The sequence below is a fragment of the bacterium genome (assembly GCA_035295165.1).
In the GTDB taxonomy this organism is placed as follows: Bacteria; Sysuimicrobiota; Sysuimicrobiia; order Sysuimicrobiales; family Segetimicrobiaceae; genus JAJPIA01.
Genome location: DATGJN010000062.1, coordinates 21,559 through 35,487, shown reverse-complemented (window position 1 = coordinate 35,487; position 13,929 = coordinate 21,559). Strand labels below are relative to the sequence as shown.

11 protein-coding genes are annotated in these 13,929 nt (G+C 69.0%); 10 read left to right on the top strand and 1 reads right to left on the bottom strand.

Annotated features, from left to right (window positions below; all coding sequences use genetic code 11):
- The first annotated feature begins 3 nt into the window (after positions 1–3).
- From VKZ50_09575 to VKZ50_09540, 8 genes are all read left to right on the top strand, one after another.
- Complete coding sequence (locus tag VKZ50_09575; GenBank protein ID HLJ59968.1) at positions 4–3,165, top strand: efflux RND transporter permease subunit; 3,162 nt, start codon at positions 4–6, stop codon at positions 3,163–3,165.
- Between the two features lie 326 nt (positions 3,166–3,491).
- Positions 3,492–4,316 carry a PHP-associated domain-containing protein gene (locus VKZ50_09570; GenBank protein HLJ59967.1) on the top strand — a complete coding sequence of 275 codons (825 nt, stop codon included), beginning with the start codon at positions 3,492–3,494 and terminating at the stop codon, positions 4,314–4,316.
- A 61-nt stretch (positions 4,317–4,377) separates the two neighbouring features.
- A complete protein-coding gene (locus VKZ50_09565) occupies positions 4,378–4,620 on the top strand; it encodes a hypothetical protein (protein HLJ59966.1) in 243 nt (80 codons plus the stop codon).
- A 29-nt stretch (positions 4,621–4,649) separates the two neighbouring features.
- Entirely contained in the window at positions 4,650–4,982 is a 333-nt protein-coding gene (locus VKZ50_09560) for an amphi-Trp domain-containing protein (GenBank protein ID HLJ59965.1), read from the top strand.
- A 103-nt stretch (positions 4,983–5,085) separates the two neighbouring features.
- Positions 5,086–6,672, top strand: coding sequence for a phosphate signaling complex protein PhoU (gene phoU / locus VKZ50_09555; GenBank protein ID HLJ59964.1), 1,587 nt, complete (start codon positions 5,086–5,088; stop codon positions 6,670–6,672).
- Entirely contained in the window at positions 6,669–7,598 is a 930-nt protein-coding gene (locus tag VKZ50_09550) for an ATP-grasp family protein (protein HLJ59963.1), read from the top strand. Before phoU ends, VKZ50_09550 begins: the two co-directional genes overlap by 4 nt.
- Entirely contained in the window at positions 7,558–8,628 is a 1,071-nt protein-coding gene (locus tag VKZ50_09545; protein ID HLJ59962.1) for an HprK-related kinase B, read from the top strand. The genes VKZ50_09550 and VKZ50_09545 overlap by 41 nt, the downstream gene beginning before the upstream one ends.
- A 9-nt stretch (positions 8,629–8,637) precedes the next feature.
- Positions 8,638–10,032: a phosphomannomutase/phosphoglucomutase gene (locus VKZ50_09540; protein ID HLJ59961.1), complete on the top strand. Its 1,395-nt coding sequence runs from the start codon at positions 8,638–8,640 to the stop codon at positions 10,030–10,032.
- Positions 10,033–10,038: 6 nt separating this feature from the next.
- Here VKZ50_09540 and VKZ50_09535 read toward each other — a convergent pair whose 3' ends face one another.
- Positions 10,039–10,644, bottom strand: a complete 606-nt coding sequence (locus VKZ50_09535; protein HLJ59960.1) for a TIGR00730 family Rossman fold protein — start codon at positions 10,642–10,644, stop codon at positions 10,039–10,041.
- Positions 10,645–10,805: 161 nt separating this feature from the next.
- On the opposite strand from VKZ50_09535, the gene VKZ50_09530 reads away from it, so the two are divergent.
- Both VKZ50_09530 and speB read left to right on the top strand, forming a co-directional pair.
- Positions 10,806–12,578: a CocE/NonD family hydrolase gene (locus tag VKZ50_09530; protein HLJ59959.1), complete on the top strand. Its 1,773-nt coding sequence runs from the start codon at positions 10,806–10,808 to the stop codon at positions 12,576–12,578.
- A gap of 218 nt (positions 12,579–12,796) precedes the next feature.
- Positions 12,797–13,744, top strand: a complete 948-nt coding sequence (speB, locus tag VKZ50_09525) for an agmatinase (GenBank protein HLJ59958.1) — start codon at positions 12,797–12,799, stop codon at positions 13,742–13,744.
- Positions 13,745–13,929: the final 185 nt, after the last annotated feature.

Below are 13,929 nucleotides of genomic sequence, written 5' to 3'. Positions count from 1 at the left end.
CCGATGCAGTGGCTCGCCGCCATTTCCGTACGCCGGCCCGTCCTGGCATCCGTGCTCGTGCTTGCCATGGTGTTCATGGGGCTGTTCGCATTCTTCCGATTGAACGTCGAGCGGTGGCCGAACGTGGACATCCCCTTCGTCGTGGTGACGATCACGGAGCCGGGGGCCTCGCCTGAAGAGATCGAGACCGACGTCACCAACAAGGTCGAGAAGGCGGTCAACGTCGTCAGCGGCATCGACCACATTCAGTCGACGTCCGCCCAAGGCATCTCGATCGTCGTGGTCCAGTTCTTTCTCGAGAAGAATATCGACGTCGCGGCGCAGGAGGTTCGGGATCAGGTCAATCAGATCCCCGACCTGCCCACCGGCATCGACCCGCCGATCATCTCCAAGATCAACCCGGGTGCGCTGCCCGTGATTACGCTCGCCCTGTCGGCCAACCACTCCGTGCGGGACATCTCGGAGTACGCGGACAAGGTGATCAAACCGCGCCTCGAGGGGATCGCGGGCGTGGGGCAGGTCACGCTGATCGGTGACCAGCCGCGCCAGATCAACGTCTGGGTCGATCCGAACCGGCTGACGGCGTACGGGGTGCCGGTCACGGCGGTGCTGCAGGCGATCCAGAATCAGAACGTGCAGCTCCCCGCGGGCAACATCGAGCGCGGCGACCAGCGCTTGACCCTGCGTACGCTCGGCCGTGTGACGTCGATCGACGAACTGAGCCGTGTCGGCCTTGCGATGCGCGGGGGCCAGCCGATCACCTTGGCAGACGTCGCGCGGGTCGAGGACGGCGCGGCAGAGGCCCAGACCACGGCGAACGTGAACGGGACGCCGGCGGTCCTGCTTCAGGTGATCAAGCAGACGGGCAGCAACACCCTCGACGTCGTGCGGGACGTCAAGGCGAAGCTCAACGGGACGATCGTCCCCACGCTGGCCCCAGGATACCAGATCCGGATCGTGCGCGATCAGTCTGTGTTCGTGAAGGCGTCGACCGATGCGGTGGAGGAACACCTCGTGATCGGGGCGGCGCTTGCGGCGCTGGTCGTGCTGCTGTTCCTGCGGAACTGGCGCTCGACGATCATCGCCGCGCTGGCGATCCCGACCTCCATCGTCAGCGCGTTCGCGCTCGTCGCGGGCATCGGCCTGACGCTCAACACGATCACACTGCTGGCGCTCGCGTTGGTCGTCGGTATCGTCATCGACGACGCGATCGTCGTGCTCGAGAACATCTACCGGTTCATGACCGAGAAGGGGATGCCGCCCGTCCAGGCGGCGATCGAGGGAACCCGGGAGATCGGCGGGGCGGTCACGGCGACCACGCTGAGCCTGATCGCGGTCTTCCTGCCGCTCGCGTTCATGAGCGGCATCACCGGCGAGTTCATGCGCAGCTTCGGGTGGACGATGGCCTTCGCCATCGCCGTGTCTTTGCTCGTCAGTTTCACGCTCACCCCGGCGCTGAGCGCGCACTGGCTCGGGCGGGCGTGGGCGGCGCGGTCGTCGCCCTCGGACGGGGACGCGGCGCACGCGCGCGGCCGGGTGTACGCGGCGCTCGACCGCGGGTACCGGTGGCTGCTCGAGCACGCCCTCGCCCACCGTTGGGTGGTCGTCGTGCTGACCCTGGCCGCGCTGGTGAGCATCGTGCCGCTCGGCGCCGCGGTGAGCAAGAACTTCCTGCCGGATGACGACGAGTCGCAGTACCAAGTCGTCGTGCGGGCGCCGGAGGGGTGGACTCTCAGCGCCACCAGCACGTTTGCGACCCAGCTCGCGGCGGACATCCGGCGCCTGCCCGGGATCGCCTACACGGTCGTCACCGCCGGCGACGACGCGCAGCAGACCCCGAATCACTTCACGATCTCCGTGGTCATGGCGCCGCTCGGCGAGCGGTCCGTGAGCCAGGCCGCGTCGATGGACGCGGTACGGCGTCAGCTGCTGCCCCGCTTCGCGTACCTCGGGCTGCAGACGCAGGTGCAGACGTTCTCGGACTTTGGCGGCAGCTTTCCACCGATCGACTACGTCGTCAGCGGGCCGGACCTCGCGGCGCTGCAGCGCGTCGGCGACCGCGGGCTCGCGATCCTCCGGTCGATCCCGGGGGTCGTGGACGCCCAGTCGTCCCTGATCAGCGGCAGCCCGGACCTTGGGTTCAAGGTCAACCGCACGAAGGCCGCCGATCTCGGCGTGAACGCCGTGGACGCGGCGAACGCGCTCAGCATGCTGATCCAGGGCGTCGAGGCGAAGGGCGCCAAATACACCGAGGCCGGCAACCAGTACAAAGTGTACATTCGGGCCGCCGCCGATCAGCGAACCCGTGCGGATCTCCTGGGCCAACTCCCGGTCGCCTCGGCCACGCAGGGCCTCGTGTACCTGAACCAGATCGTGGACGAGGAGCCGGGCACGACGCCCGGACAGATCGACCACTACAACCAGGAGCGCCAGGTGACGTTCACCGCGAACTTGCTGCCGGGCACGAACCAGACCGCGGTGCTCGCAGAGCTCGACAAGCAGATCCACGCGCTGAACCTCGGACCGGGGTACACCACGGCGCTGACCGGGCAGTCGGTGGAGCAGCGGCGGCAATCCACCTCGTTCATGCAGGCGTTCATGCTCTCGTTCGTCTTCATGTACCTTGTGCTGGCCGCGTTGTTCGAGTCGTGGATCTACCCGATCACGATTCTGTTGTCGCTGCCGATGACGGTGCCGTTCGCGTTGCTCTCGTTGCTCCTGCTCGGCGGCCAGCTCAACATCCTCTCCCAGCTCGGGATCCTCGTGCTGTTCGGGGTCGTGAAGAAGAACGCGATCCTCCAGATCGATCGGGCGAACCAGCTGCGCGGGGCGGGGATGGCGCGCGATCGCGCGATCGTGGCCGCGAGCCGGGAGCGGCTCCGGCCGATCTTGATGACGACGATCGCGTTCGTCGCTGGCATGATCCCGCTCGCGACGTCCCACGGGGTCGGAGCGGCGACCAACCGGGCGATGAGTCAGGTGATCATCGGCGGTCAGGTGCTGTCGCTCCTGCTCACGCTGGTCGCGATCCCGGTGCTCCACTCGCTGTTCGAGCAACTGAGCGACATGCACGTGGTCGCGACGGCCACCGGGCGCGTGGGTGCGGTGCTGGCGGGCCTCCTCGGCGCCCGCCGACCCCAGGAGCGCCCGCAGCAGGGCGACTGACCCCGCCACGGAATCGGTCCCGCCGGGCGGCGGCTCCTAGTCGAGCCGCCGCCCGGCCCGCACACTCCTCAGGGAGTCCTCCGACGCCCCATCCTGCCGGCTCGGGCTGCGGTGCTCTCTACCGCCCATTTCGTTAACCTTCCGTTAACGTTTTCTTTGCCTCCAGTTTTGAATGGCATCTTGCGGGGTTAAACAAGGGGGGCTAGAGTTGGGGCCAGGAGGGGGAGGTCTTGTGACAGTGGCGATCGGGCATAAGGCGGACGGACGGAGCGCGACTTCCTGAACGTGACGCCGCATAATCGCAGCACGCGTGGAGGGACTAAACGGTGAAGCGCATCGACCTGCATACACATGCCAAACTTTCCAAGTCATTTCCGTTCACCACCAGGGCGGTATGGCAGTTCGTGGCACAAGCAGGGCGGCTCGGGCTCGACGGTGTGGCGCTTGTGGAGCACTTCCACGCGACCGACTACTGGAACATTCATGGCGCGCTGCGGCGGGAGTTCCCCTACCGGGACGCGGACGGCGTCTACGAGGGGCCTCAGGGGATGCGGTTGCTGGCCGGGGTGGAGCTGAGCATCCGGGAAGGGTGTGATCTGATCGTGCTCGGCCGGGTGGAACAGATTCGGGCTCTCGACGCGGGTCTGTCCGAGCCTGCCACCACGGGATACCGGCCCTCGTTCGACGAGGCGGTCGCGGTCGTGCACCGGGTGGGCGCGTTCGTCATCGGCGCACACATGTTTCGTCCGGGCAAGGAGTTGTGGAGGCTCGGACGGCGGTTGGCGGTGCTCGATGCGCTGGAGTTCAACGGCAAGGACTTTTCGGCGGACGATCGCGTCCGCGCCGCGGCCCGCGAGTACGGGGTGCCGGTGGTCGCCGGGAGCGATGCGCACTTCTGGGCGCAGGTCGGCATCAAGGCGACCCTTCTCCCGATCGATGAGATCACACAGGCGTCCGTGACGTCCGCGATCCGCGAGCACCGCGCCGCAGCGGAGAGCCAGAGCTACGGACCGCTCGCGGTGCAGATCAGCGCGGCCTATAAGCGGATCGCGAAGGCGCGGCGGGCCCGCGCGGAACTCGCGGGGACGTACATGCGCCCCACGGCGTCCAGCGTCGTGAGTCTCTCCGAGGCGGCCAGCCGGGTGCGGTGAGCAATCGCGTTGACGACGTCGGCGCGGCGAGCGTACGAAGAGTAGCGGGGAGCGTGACGGGATGGCAGAACCGCTCAAGGTAACGACGGCGCTACCGTGCACGGAAGCCGCGGAACTGATCAATCAGCTGTCGCTTGGGCTGATGCACGGGACGCTGATCATTCGATCCAGCGAGCACCGGCACGCGTACCACCTCGGCCAGGTGATTCGTCTGGAGATTCGTGCGGAGGAAAACGGACGCGAGGGGTCGATGCAGATCGGCCTGCACTGGCGCGTGCCGCTCAGCGTGACCACATCGCCGTGACCGGCGCGGCGGCGGCCAAGGAGGCTCAGATGGCGAAGCACAGTGAGCGGAATGACAAGTTCGAGTTCTCGGCGACCCTCGAGGCGTCGCAGGTGGCGGACTACCTCGTGAGAATCGCAGACGGTCTGCGGCGCGGCGTGGTGGGGCTCGCCGCCGGCGAGCGCGTCGTTCGGCTCGAGCCGACCGCGATGCTCGCGTTTGAGATCGAGGCCGAAGGGAAGCCGGAGAAGGCGGCCGGCAGCATCGCCCTGGAGCTGTCGTGGAAGCCCGAATATGCGTCCGCCGCGGAGGCGTTGGAGATCACCGTCGATCCGCGGGAGGAAGGCGGCCGCGAGCCCGCAGGTACCGCGGCGCACCAATAGCGCCTCTCACCCCCCACACCCGTTCATCTCGAATGACCACCGCCGGGGTCGCGGAATGCGCCGCGCGGCCCCGGCGGGATAGGACACAGCCAAGAAGGCCATGGTGGCCCAGGACACACTGCTCACCGGTCTGCAGGGTGAGGTCACAAAGCTTGGGCGGCTCGTTGTTGACCAACTCGAGCGCGCCCTTCGCTGTTATGACACCCGCGATCTGACGCTGGCCGAGGAGATCATCGAGCGCGACGACGCCGTCGACAACCTCAACCTCGAGCTGGAGGAGCGCTGTTTCGCCCTCGCCGCGACCGGGGGCCTGACCCCGGACGGGCTCCGCACCGTCCGCGCGACGGTCAAGATCGCGCTCAACCTGGAGCGGATCGGTGACGCCGGCACGCACATCGCGAAACGCGTGCGGTTGCTGGTGCGCGAGGGCATTCCCCACGTCGAGTTTAGGTTCGACGAACTCGGGACGTGCGCGGTGGTCGCCGTCACCGAAGTCGTGGAAGCGGTGGCCCGGCGCGACCTGGATCTGGCGCGCCGGGCGTGCATGCGGGAGTCCGAGCTGGACACGCACTACGTCCGCTTTCTCGGAGAGGCGCGCCAGCGCATGCAGTCCGAGCCGATCGCGGTGCCGTATCTGCTGCACTGCCTGACCGTAATGAAATACCTTGAGAAGGTGGCCGACTACGTGCTCAACGTCGGTGAGCAGGCGATCTTCCTGCTCACCGGGCGCCGGCTCAAGTTTTCCCAGTACCAGCAGCTCGGCCTCCTTCTGCCCGAAGCCATCCAGGCCGACGGGGAGTTCCGGCCGTACTGGGACGGCATCAGCGGCGCGGTGGTCGCGCGGATCTCCGGCCCCGAAGGGAACGTGCTGTACAAAGAGGGGTCCCGCCGGAAGATCCAGGAAGAGGAGGAAAAGCTCAAGGTCTGGGAGCGGATCCCCGGTGACCTGACCCCGCGCGTCCTCGGCTCGGTGACCGTGAAAGACCGCCAGGCGCTGTTGCGGGAGTTCGTGGACAGCTCGCTGCTCTCGGAGTTGTATCTGTCGGACGCGCCACGGGACGCGAAGCTGGCCGCGACCCAGCAGGTGCTTGACGCCGTGAGGCAGGTTTGGCAAAGTACGCTGACTGCCACGCCCCCGACGGTGGACTACGTCGCGCAGATCCTTCGCCGCCTGCCCGAGGCCTTCGCGCTCCATCCGGAGTTACGGCCCCAGGTGGAGCATGGCGTGCCGCTCCCCGGCGGCCCGGTGCGGCTTGCGGATCTGCTGGCCCGCGCGGAGGAGTTGGAGCCGAGGCTGGGGCCGGCGTTCTCGGTGTGGCTGCACGGGGATTTCAACGCCAACAACGTACTCTACAGCGAGCGCACAGGCCAGATCAAGTTCATCGACGTGCACCGGTCGCGGCTCGGGGATTACCTCCAGGACGTGAGCGTGTTCCTGCTGTCCATGGACCGGCGGCCCGACCTGACCCCGGCCGTCCGCGAGGATGTCGCCGCAGTGAACGCGATGGTCGAGGGATGCGCCCGACGGTTCGCGGTCGAGCATGGGGATGCGGCGTTTGAGCGGCGCCTGCTCCTCAGCCTCGCGCGGTCGTGCATCACTTCGGTCCGGGTCATCACCGATCCGGCCCACGCCGAGACGCTGCTCCACCGGGGAGTGGCGGCGCTGCAGCGGGCGGTGGAGGGGTCGTGACGCTGCGCGTCGGGGTCGCCGGGATCCCGGGCGCGTGGTCGACCGAGCACCTCCGGCTGGCGCTGGAACGGTGCGGCTGCGACGCGTTCGCGTTCGCCGCATCCGATTGCGTGGTCGAGCTGCCGGACGGCGCGGTCCGGCACGACGGCGTCGATCTGGGCGGGGTCGACGCGGTTGTGGTGAAGAAGCTCGGCGTCACCACCGATCCCATGGCGCCGAGCCGCGTGCACCTGCTGAGTCAGCTCGAGGCGCGCGGGGTGCGCGTGTTCAGCCCGGCCGCGGCGATCGAGAGCGTGCAAGACCGGTATCGGATGACCGAGCGCTTGAGCCAGGGCGGAATCCCGATTCCGCGGACGGTCGTGACCGAGAGCGTGCACGCCGCGGCCGCCACGGTGCGGCGGTGGGGGCGTGCGGTCGTCAAGCCGCTCTTCACGTCGAAGGGCAACGGCATGCTCATGCTCGGCGCGCAGGGGCCGATCCGGCTCATGCTCCGGCGGTGGCAGCGGGAGTGGAAAATGCCGTTCTACGTCCAGGAGTACGTGCCGCACGCCGGCCGGGACATCGGCGTGATCGTCCTGGCCGGGGAGGTGCTGGGCGCGTACTATCGGGTGGCTGAGCGCGACGTCTGGCTCACGACCACCGCGGCGGGCGGGCACTACGAGCCGTGTGTCGTGACCGCCGAGATGGCGCAGCTCGCCGTTCGTGCCGCGGACCTGTTCGGTCTGACGTTTACCGGCGTGGACCTGGTGGAAGGGCCCACCGGGTACCTCATGTACGAGGTGAGCGCGTTCGGCGGGTTTGGAGGATTGTGGCGTACGCAGGGTATTGACGCCGCCCAGCGCTACGCTGAGCACGTCGTTCGGGTGCTGACGGGACGGTCTCCTGATGAGCGAGCTGGCATCGATCCTTCACGCGTATCCGCCTGACGCGGACCTCGGGCTCGACATCGCCGGTGTGGCCCTGCGCGTGCGCACCAACGCGCCGGCGGTGCACGAGCGGCTGCGCAGGTACTTCGGCGCGTACCTCGCCGCGGCGGCGGAGGCCGGGGCCCCCGAGATCGTCCTCCTCTCGGGATCTCCGGTGTACGACCCGGCCCGGATGGTCGACGTGCCCCGACGTGCACGCAGCGACCGGATCAAAGAAGCGTTCTACGATGCCCCGGACGCGCGGGTGGTGCTCAAACGGCGAACGGGCGTGGTGATCTACGTCACGGACTCCGTCCACTATGTCGTCGGCGACCTCGACGCGAACTTCAACCAGGCCGTCAACGCCGTCATGATGGTGTTTGCGAAGGCGATGCTCCGGCGCGGGTACGTGATGCTGCACGCCTCGGCGATCCTCGGGGACACCGGCGGGATCGCGTTCGCCTCGTCGTCCGGGTCGGGGAAGTCCACTCTCGCCCTCATGCTCGTCGAGAAGCGCCAGCACCTCGTGAGCAACGACCGGCTGTTCATCCGGTCCACGCCGGGGGGGGCCGAGATGGTGGGGGTGCCCAAGCAGCCGCGCGTGAATCCTGGAACCCTGCTCCGCATTCCCCGGCTCACCCGTCTGCTGCCCGCGGCGGAGCGGGTGCGCTACCAGCCGCTCCCGCCGGAGCAGCTGTGGACCCTCGAGCACAAGCACGACGTGGACGTGGAGGCCATCTACGGGCCGGGGACCGTGCAGCTGCGCGGCTGGCTGCGCGCCGTCTTCCTGCTCCGGTGGAGCCCAAGCAGCCGCGGCTGGAGCGTGCACACCCTCTCGCCCGATGAGCGCGTGGGCGCGCTCGTGCCGACGATGAAGGGTGTCGGCGTGTACGATGCGACGCCGCCGGACGCCGCGGTCCAACAGGCGATTCTGCGCGCGGTGTGCGAGCGGGTCTCCGTGTACGAAGTGTCCGGCCACGCGGACCTGGACCGGCTCGCGGCGTTGGTGCTCGCGGGCCCCACGCTCTCCCCGGCCACCGGCGGGTCCTAACCCGTTTCCGTGAACCCGCGCATCTTTCGCGAGTGCGACGTTCGCGGTGTCGTCGGCCGTGACTTCGACGCCGCAGACGCGGTGCGGATCGGTCGCGCATTCGGGACGTACGTCCGGCGGCAGGGCGGCGACGTCCGGGTGGTCGTCGGGCACGACGGCCGCACGACCTCGCCGGCCCTCTACGCGGCGATGGTGCACGGGTTGACCGCGGCCGGCTGTGATGTGACCGCCATCGGGCTGTGCCTGACGCCGATGATGTACTTCGCGATGCCCTATGTCGGCGCCGACGCCGGCGTGATGGTCACCGCCAGCCACAACCCCCCGCTGTTCAACGGGTTCAAGCTCGCCCACGGCGCCGGCACGCTGCACGGGGAGCAGGTCCTGGAAGTCCGCGACGTCGCGGAGCGCGGCACGTTCGCGAGCGGCGCCGGCCGCGTCCGCCTGGAGGACGTGCGCGACGCCTATGTCGCAGGGCTGCGGGAGAAGATCGTGCTCGGGCCGCGCCGGCTGCGCGTGGCCGTGGACTGCGGCAACGGCACCGCCGGCTTGTTCGCCCCGGACATTTTGCTCGGGTGGGGATGCGACGTCGTCACCCTTCACTGCGGACTCGATCCGCGGTTCCCGCACCACGATCCCGATCCGGCCGACCCCCGCAACCTCGCGGCGCTTTCGGCGGAGGTCCGCCGCGTGGACGCCGATCTGGGGATCGGCTTCGACGGCGACGGCGACCGGCTCGGCGCCGTGGACGATCGCGGGGAGATCGTGTGGGGAGACCTCCTGATGGCGCTGTTCTGGCGCGAAGTGCTCGCGGCGCACCCGGGCGTCGTCGCGCTGGTCGAGGTCAAGTGCTCCCAGGCGTTGATCGACGAGATCCGCCGCCTCGGCGGACGTCCCGAGTTCACGCGGACCGGCCATTCGCTCGTCAAGGCGCGGATGCGCGAAGTCGGCGCCCTGTTCGCCGGCGAGATGTCGGGGCACATGTTCTTCGCCGACGAACACGACGGGTACGACGACGCGCTGTACGCGGCGGGCCGGTTGCTGCGAATGCTCTCGCGTACGGAGCGGGCGCTGTCGTCGCTGACCGCGGAGATCCCCGGGTATCACACCACCCCGGAGATTCGGGTCGCCTGTCCCGACGAGCGGAAGTTCGAGATCGTGGCCGCACTCACGCGCGGGCTGCGCGGACGCTACGAGGTGATCGAGGTCGACGGCGCGCGCGTGCTGTTTCCGGACGGGTGGGGGCTCGTCCGGGCGAGTAACACCCAACCGGCGCTGGTCATCCGCGCCGAGGCCGCCACCTCGCAGGGGCTCGAGCGGGCGAAGGCCGTGCTCGAGGGGGCGTTGCGCGATTACCCTGAGGTGGCCCCGGTGGCGTGGCAGTCCGCCGCGGTCGCCGCGAACTGAGGTCGCTCACCCCGCTGCGGGGCCGGGGGTGCCCCGGTCGGACGCCGCCGGGGTCCATTTCGGCGGCGGCGCGACATACTCGCGGAAGCGCTCGACCAGGCGCTCCGGCTCGGTCTCCACGATCAACGCGTCCCGGTGGCGTTCGCTCAGAAAGCCTTCCCGCACCATGCGCTCGATCAGTGCGGTGAGCGGCCGGTAGAAGCCATCCACGTCCAGGAGCCCCGTCGGCTTCCGGTGCAGGCCGAGTTGTCCCCACGTCCACATCTCGAAGAACTCATCGAGCGTGCCCGAGCCGCCCGGCAACGCGACGAAGCCGTCGGCGAGGCCGGCCATCGTCGCCTTACGCTCGTGCATCGAGGTCACGATTCGCAGGTCCCTGACGCCGGGGTGCGCGATCTCCTGATCCACGAGCGCCCGCGGGATGACGCCGATCACGTCTCCGCCGGCCTCGAGGGCCGCGTCCGCGAGCTCGCCCATCAGGCCGACGCACGCGCCGCCGTAGACGAGACCGATCCGGCGCGCCGCGAGGAGCCGACCGAGCGCTCGCGCCGCAACGCGGTATCGCTCGTTGTGTCCGGGGCTGGACGCGCAGAACACGCAGAGGCGTTGCATACGTGCGCTCCTATTCGCGGCCGCGGCGCGAATCTCCGTCCCCGCGCCGACCACGGCGGCGCCGCCTGACCGCGCGTCGCTGCGACGCGGAGCAGGGGAGCGCCCGGTCCTTACACAACTGTCCACGCTGAGGGGACGAACGCCGGCGCGAGGGGATGGGCGTGCGCACGGGGTCACCGCACGGACTGCAACCGTGGCGAGTCGACGAAGTCGGCGGCATGGTCGTCGAGTGGGATCGCGGCATCCGGATGGACGACGGCCTCGTGCTGCGGGCCGACGTGTTCCGTCCGGCCGCGCTCGGCCGCTACCCCGTGATCTTGTCCCACGGCCCCTACGCCAAGGGCCTGCCGTTTCCGGTGGGCTACCCGTTTCAGTGGCAACGCCTCAGCGCGGAGCACTCCGAGGTCCTTCGTGGATCCACCGGGCGGTATCAGAACTGGGAAGTCGCCGACCCCGAAAAGTGGGTACCCGACGGGTACGTCTGCGTTCGCGTCGACTCGCGCGGCGCCGGACGGTCGCCGGGATTCCTGGATCCGTTCTCGCTCCGGGAAACGCACGACTTCTTTCTCTGCATCGAGTGGGCGGGGGAAGCGCCCTGGAGTAGCGGCAAAGTCGGGTTGCTCGGCGTCTCCTACTTTGCCATCAACCAGTGGCACGTCGCGTCCCTGCGCCCCCCGCACCTGGCGGCGATGTGCCCGTGGGAAGGGGCCGCCGACTGGTATCGTGACATGGCCCGCCACGGTGGCATCGCGAGCGTGTTCTGGCCCAACTGGATGCGGAAGCAGGTGATCACCGTGCAACACGGCGTGGGCGACCGCGGACCGCGAGATCCGAACACCGGGCAACCGGTCGCCGGTCCGGAGACGTTGGGCGACGACGACCTGGCCGCGAATCGCGCGGACCTGCGCCGCGCGTTTCTCTCCCATCCGCTCGACGACCGGTACTATCAGGACCGGTCTCCGGTGTGGTCGCGCGTCACGGTCCCGTTCCTCTCAGCGGCGAACTGGGGCGGACAGGGCCTGCATCCTCGTGGGAACTTCGAAGGGTTCATGCGGGCCGCGTCCACGGACAAGTGGCTGGAAGTTCACGGCCTCGAGCACTGGACCCACTTCTACACGGACTACGGCCTGGCGCTGCAAAAGCGATTCTTCGATCACTACCTCAAGGGCGTGGACAACGGCTGGGAGCGTCAGCCCCGGGTGCTCCTGCAGGTCCGGCACGTTGACCGCTTCGTTCCCCGCACGGAGGCGGACTGGCCGATTCCGCGCACCCAATGGACGCGGTTCTATCTCGACGCGGCGGCGATGGCGCTGTCCACGCGCGCCCGGTCCGAGGCCGCCGCGATCGCGTACGGAGCGTTGGGGGAGGGCGTCACCTTCGCCACCGCGCCCCTCGACCAGGAGACCGAAATCACCGGGCCCGCGGCCCTCACGGTGTTCGCATCCTCCACGACGACCGATGCGGATCTGTTCGTGGTGTTGCGCGTGTTCGCGCCCGACGGTCGCGAAGTCGACTTCCAGGGCGCGCTTGATCCTCACACGCCGATCGGGAACGGGTGGCTGCGCGGATCCCACCGTCGGCTCGATCCTCGCCTCTCCACCGAGTGGCGGCCGTATCACCGCCACGATCGCGCCGAGCCACTGGTGCCCGGCGAGACCTACGAGCTCAACGTGGAGATCTGGCCGACGAGCCTCGTGGTGCCCCCGGGGCACCGGATCGCGTTGACGATTCTTGGCAAGGATTTCGAGCGACCCGGGCCGAGCCTCGATATGCCGACGTTCGCGAATCCCCTTCGCGGCTCCGGTCCGTTCCTCCACAACGACGCCGAAGACCGTCCGGCCGAAACGTTCGGCGGACGCATCACGCTCCACACCGGCGGCGCCTACGCTTCCTATCTCCTCCTCCCGCTCATTCCGGCCGATGCGGGCCCGTAGGCGCGCGTGTCACCATCGGGCGCGGGCCCAGTTGACGCGGGTCGGGCGCGAGAGGGTTTTCCCGGGGCACGGCAAACCGTAGCCTCACTCGCGCCGAGGGATTCCGGCGCGCGGGAACGAGCGTCCGGGGCGATCCGACGGCGCGTCTCGCGGTCACACCAGCGGTCGAGGTGCTTCGGCGAAGCCGCCCGCGATCTCGATGTGAGGAGCCCAAGACAGTGACCAGCCACTTCGAGCCCCCAAACGCGTTTCGCTCTCCGCGATTCTCGCAACTCGCGACCTTCATGCGGTTGCCGCACATCCGGGACCCGCACGGGTTGAACGTCGGCATTCTGGGGATTCCGTTCGACGGCGGGACGAGCTATCGTTCGGGTGCGCGGTTCGGCCCGCGGGAGATTCGCGTCCACTCCGCGCTGATCCGCCCGTACCATCCGGTGTTGCGGGTGTCGCCGTTTGAGCGGCTGCGGGTCGCGGACTGCGGCGATGTGGACGTGAATCCGATGGACATCCTCGATACGTACGGGCGCATTGAGGCGGCGGTGGGCGAGATGCTGGGCGCCGGGGCCGTGCCGGCGTGCGTCGGTGGAGATCACTCGATCTCGCTGGCGATCATGCGGGCCGTCGCCCGGGTGCACGGACCCGTGGCGTTCGTGCACTTCGACAGCCACCAGGACATGTGGGACGAATATTTCGGCAATCGCTACTTCCACGGCACCCCGTTCCGGCGGGCCCAGGAGGAGGGCCTGTACGACACCAAGGCGACCGTGCAGATCGGGATCCGGGGGCCGGTGTACGGGCCGGAGGACTTTGCGTTCGGACAGACGCATGGGGTGACGGTGTTCCGGGCGGAGGAAATCCACCGCCGTGGGGTCGAGCCCGCCCTCGAGGCGGTGCGCCGGCTTAAGGGGCGGAAGGTGTACGTGTCGTTCGATATCGACTCGGTGGACCCGGCGTTCGCTCCCGGAACCGGCACGCCCGAGGTGGGCGGCTTCTCGAGTGCGCAGGCGCTCGAGCTCCTGCGCGGCCTGAGCGGCCTCGACATTGCCGCCTTCGACGTCGTCGAAGTGGCGCCCGCGTACGACCATGCGGGCATCACCGCGATGCTGGCCGCGAACGTGCTGTTCGAGTTGCTCTCCGTGATCGCGCAGCGGGCGGCGACGCCGTGACCTGAGGACGCGGAGTCCCGCGCGCTCCGGTCGTCGCGCGGGGGCGGAGGAGCGGGATGGCCGCGAACGGCGCCGACCTGCAGGCCGCGGCGGCGTCCGGGAACGCCACAACGATGAGGTGGGTCGTGGGGACGTTCGACGTCCACGTTCACGTAGGGCCGCGTCCATCCGGGTCGGGTCGTCGG

Coding starts and splice junctions, on each gene's coding strand:
- VKZ50_09560 (HLJ59965.1), top strand. CDS start 4,650: ATGGCGAAGCACAGTGAGCGGAATGACAAGTTCGAGTTCTCGGCGACC.
- VKZ50_09565 (HLJ59966.1), top strand. CDS start 4,378: ATGGCAGAACCGCTCAAGGTAACGACGGCGCTACCGTGCACGGAAGCC.
- VKZ50_09545 (HLJ59962.1), top strand. CDS start 7,558: ATGAGCGAGCTGGCATCGATCCTTCACGCGTATCCGCCTGACGCGGAC.
- VKZ50_09535 (HLJ59960.1), bottom strand. CDS start 10,644: ATGCAACGCCTCTGCGTGTTCTGCGCGTCCAGCCCCGGACACAACGAG.
- VKZ50_09575 (HLJ59968.1), top strand. CDS start 4: ATGCAGTGGCTCGCCGCCATTTCCGTACGCCGGCCCGTCCTGGCATCC.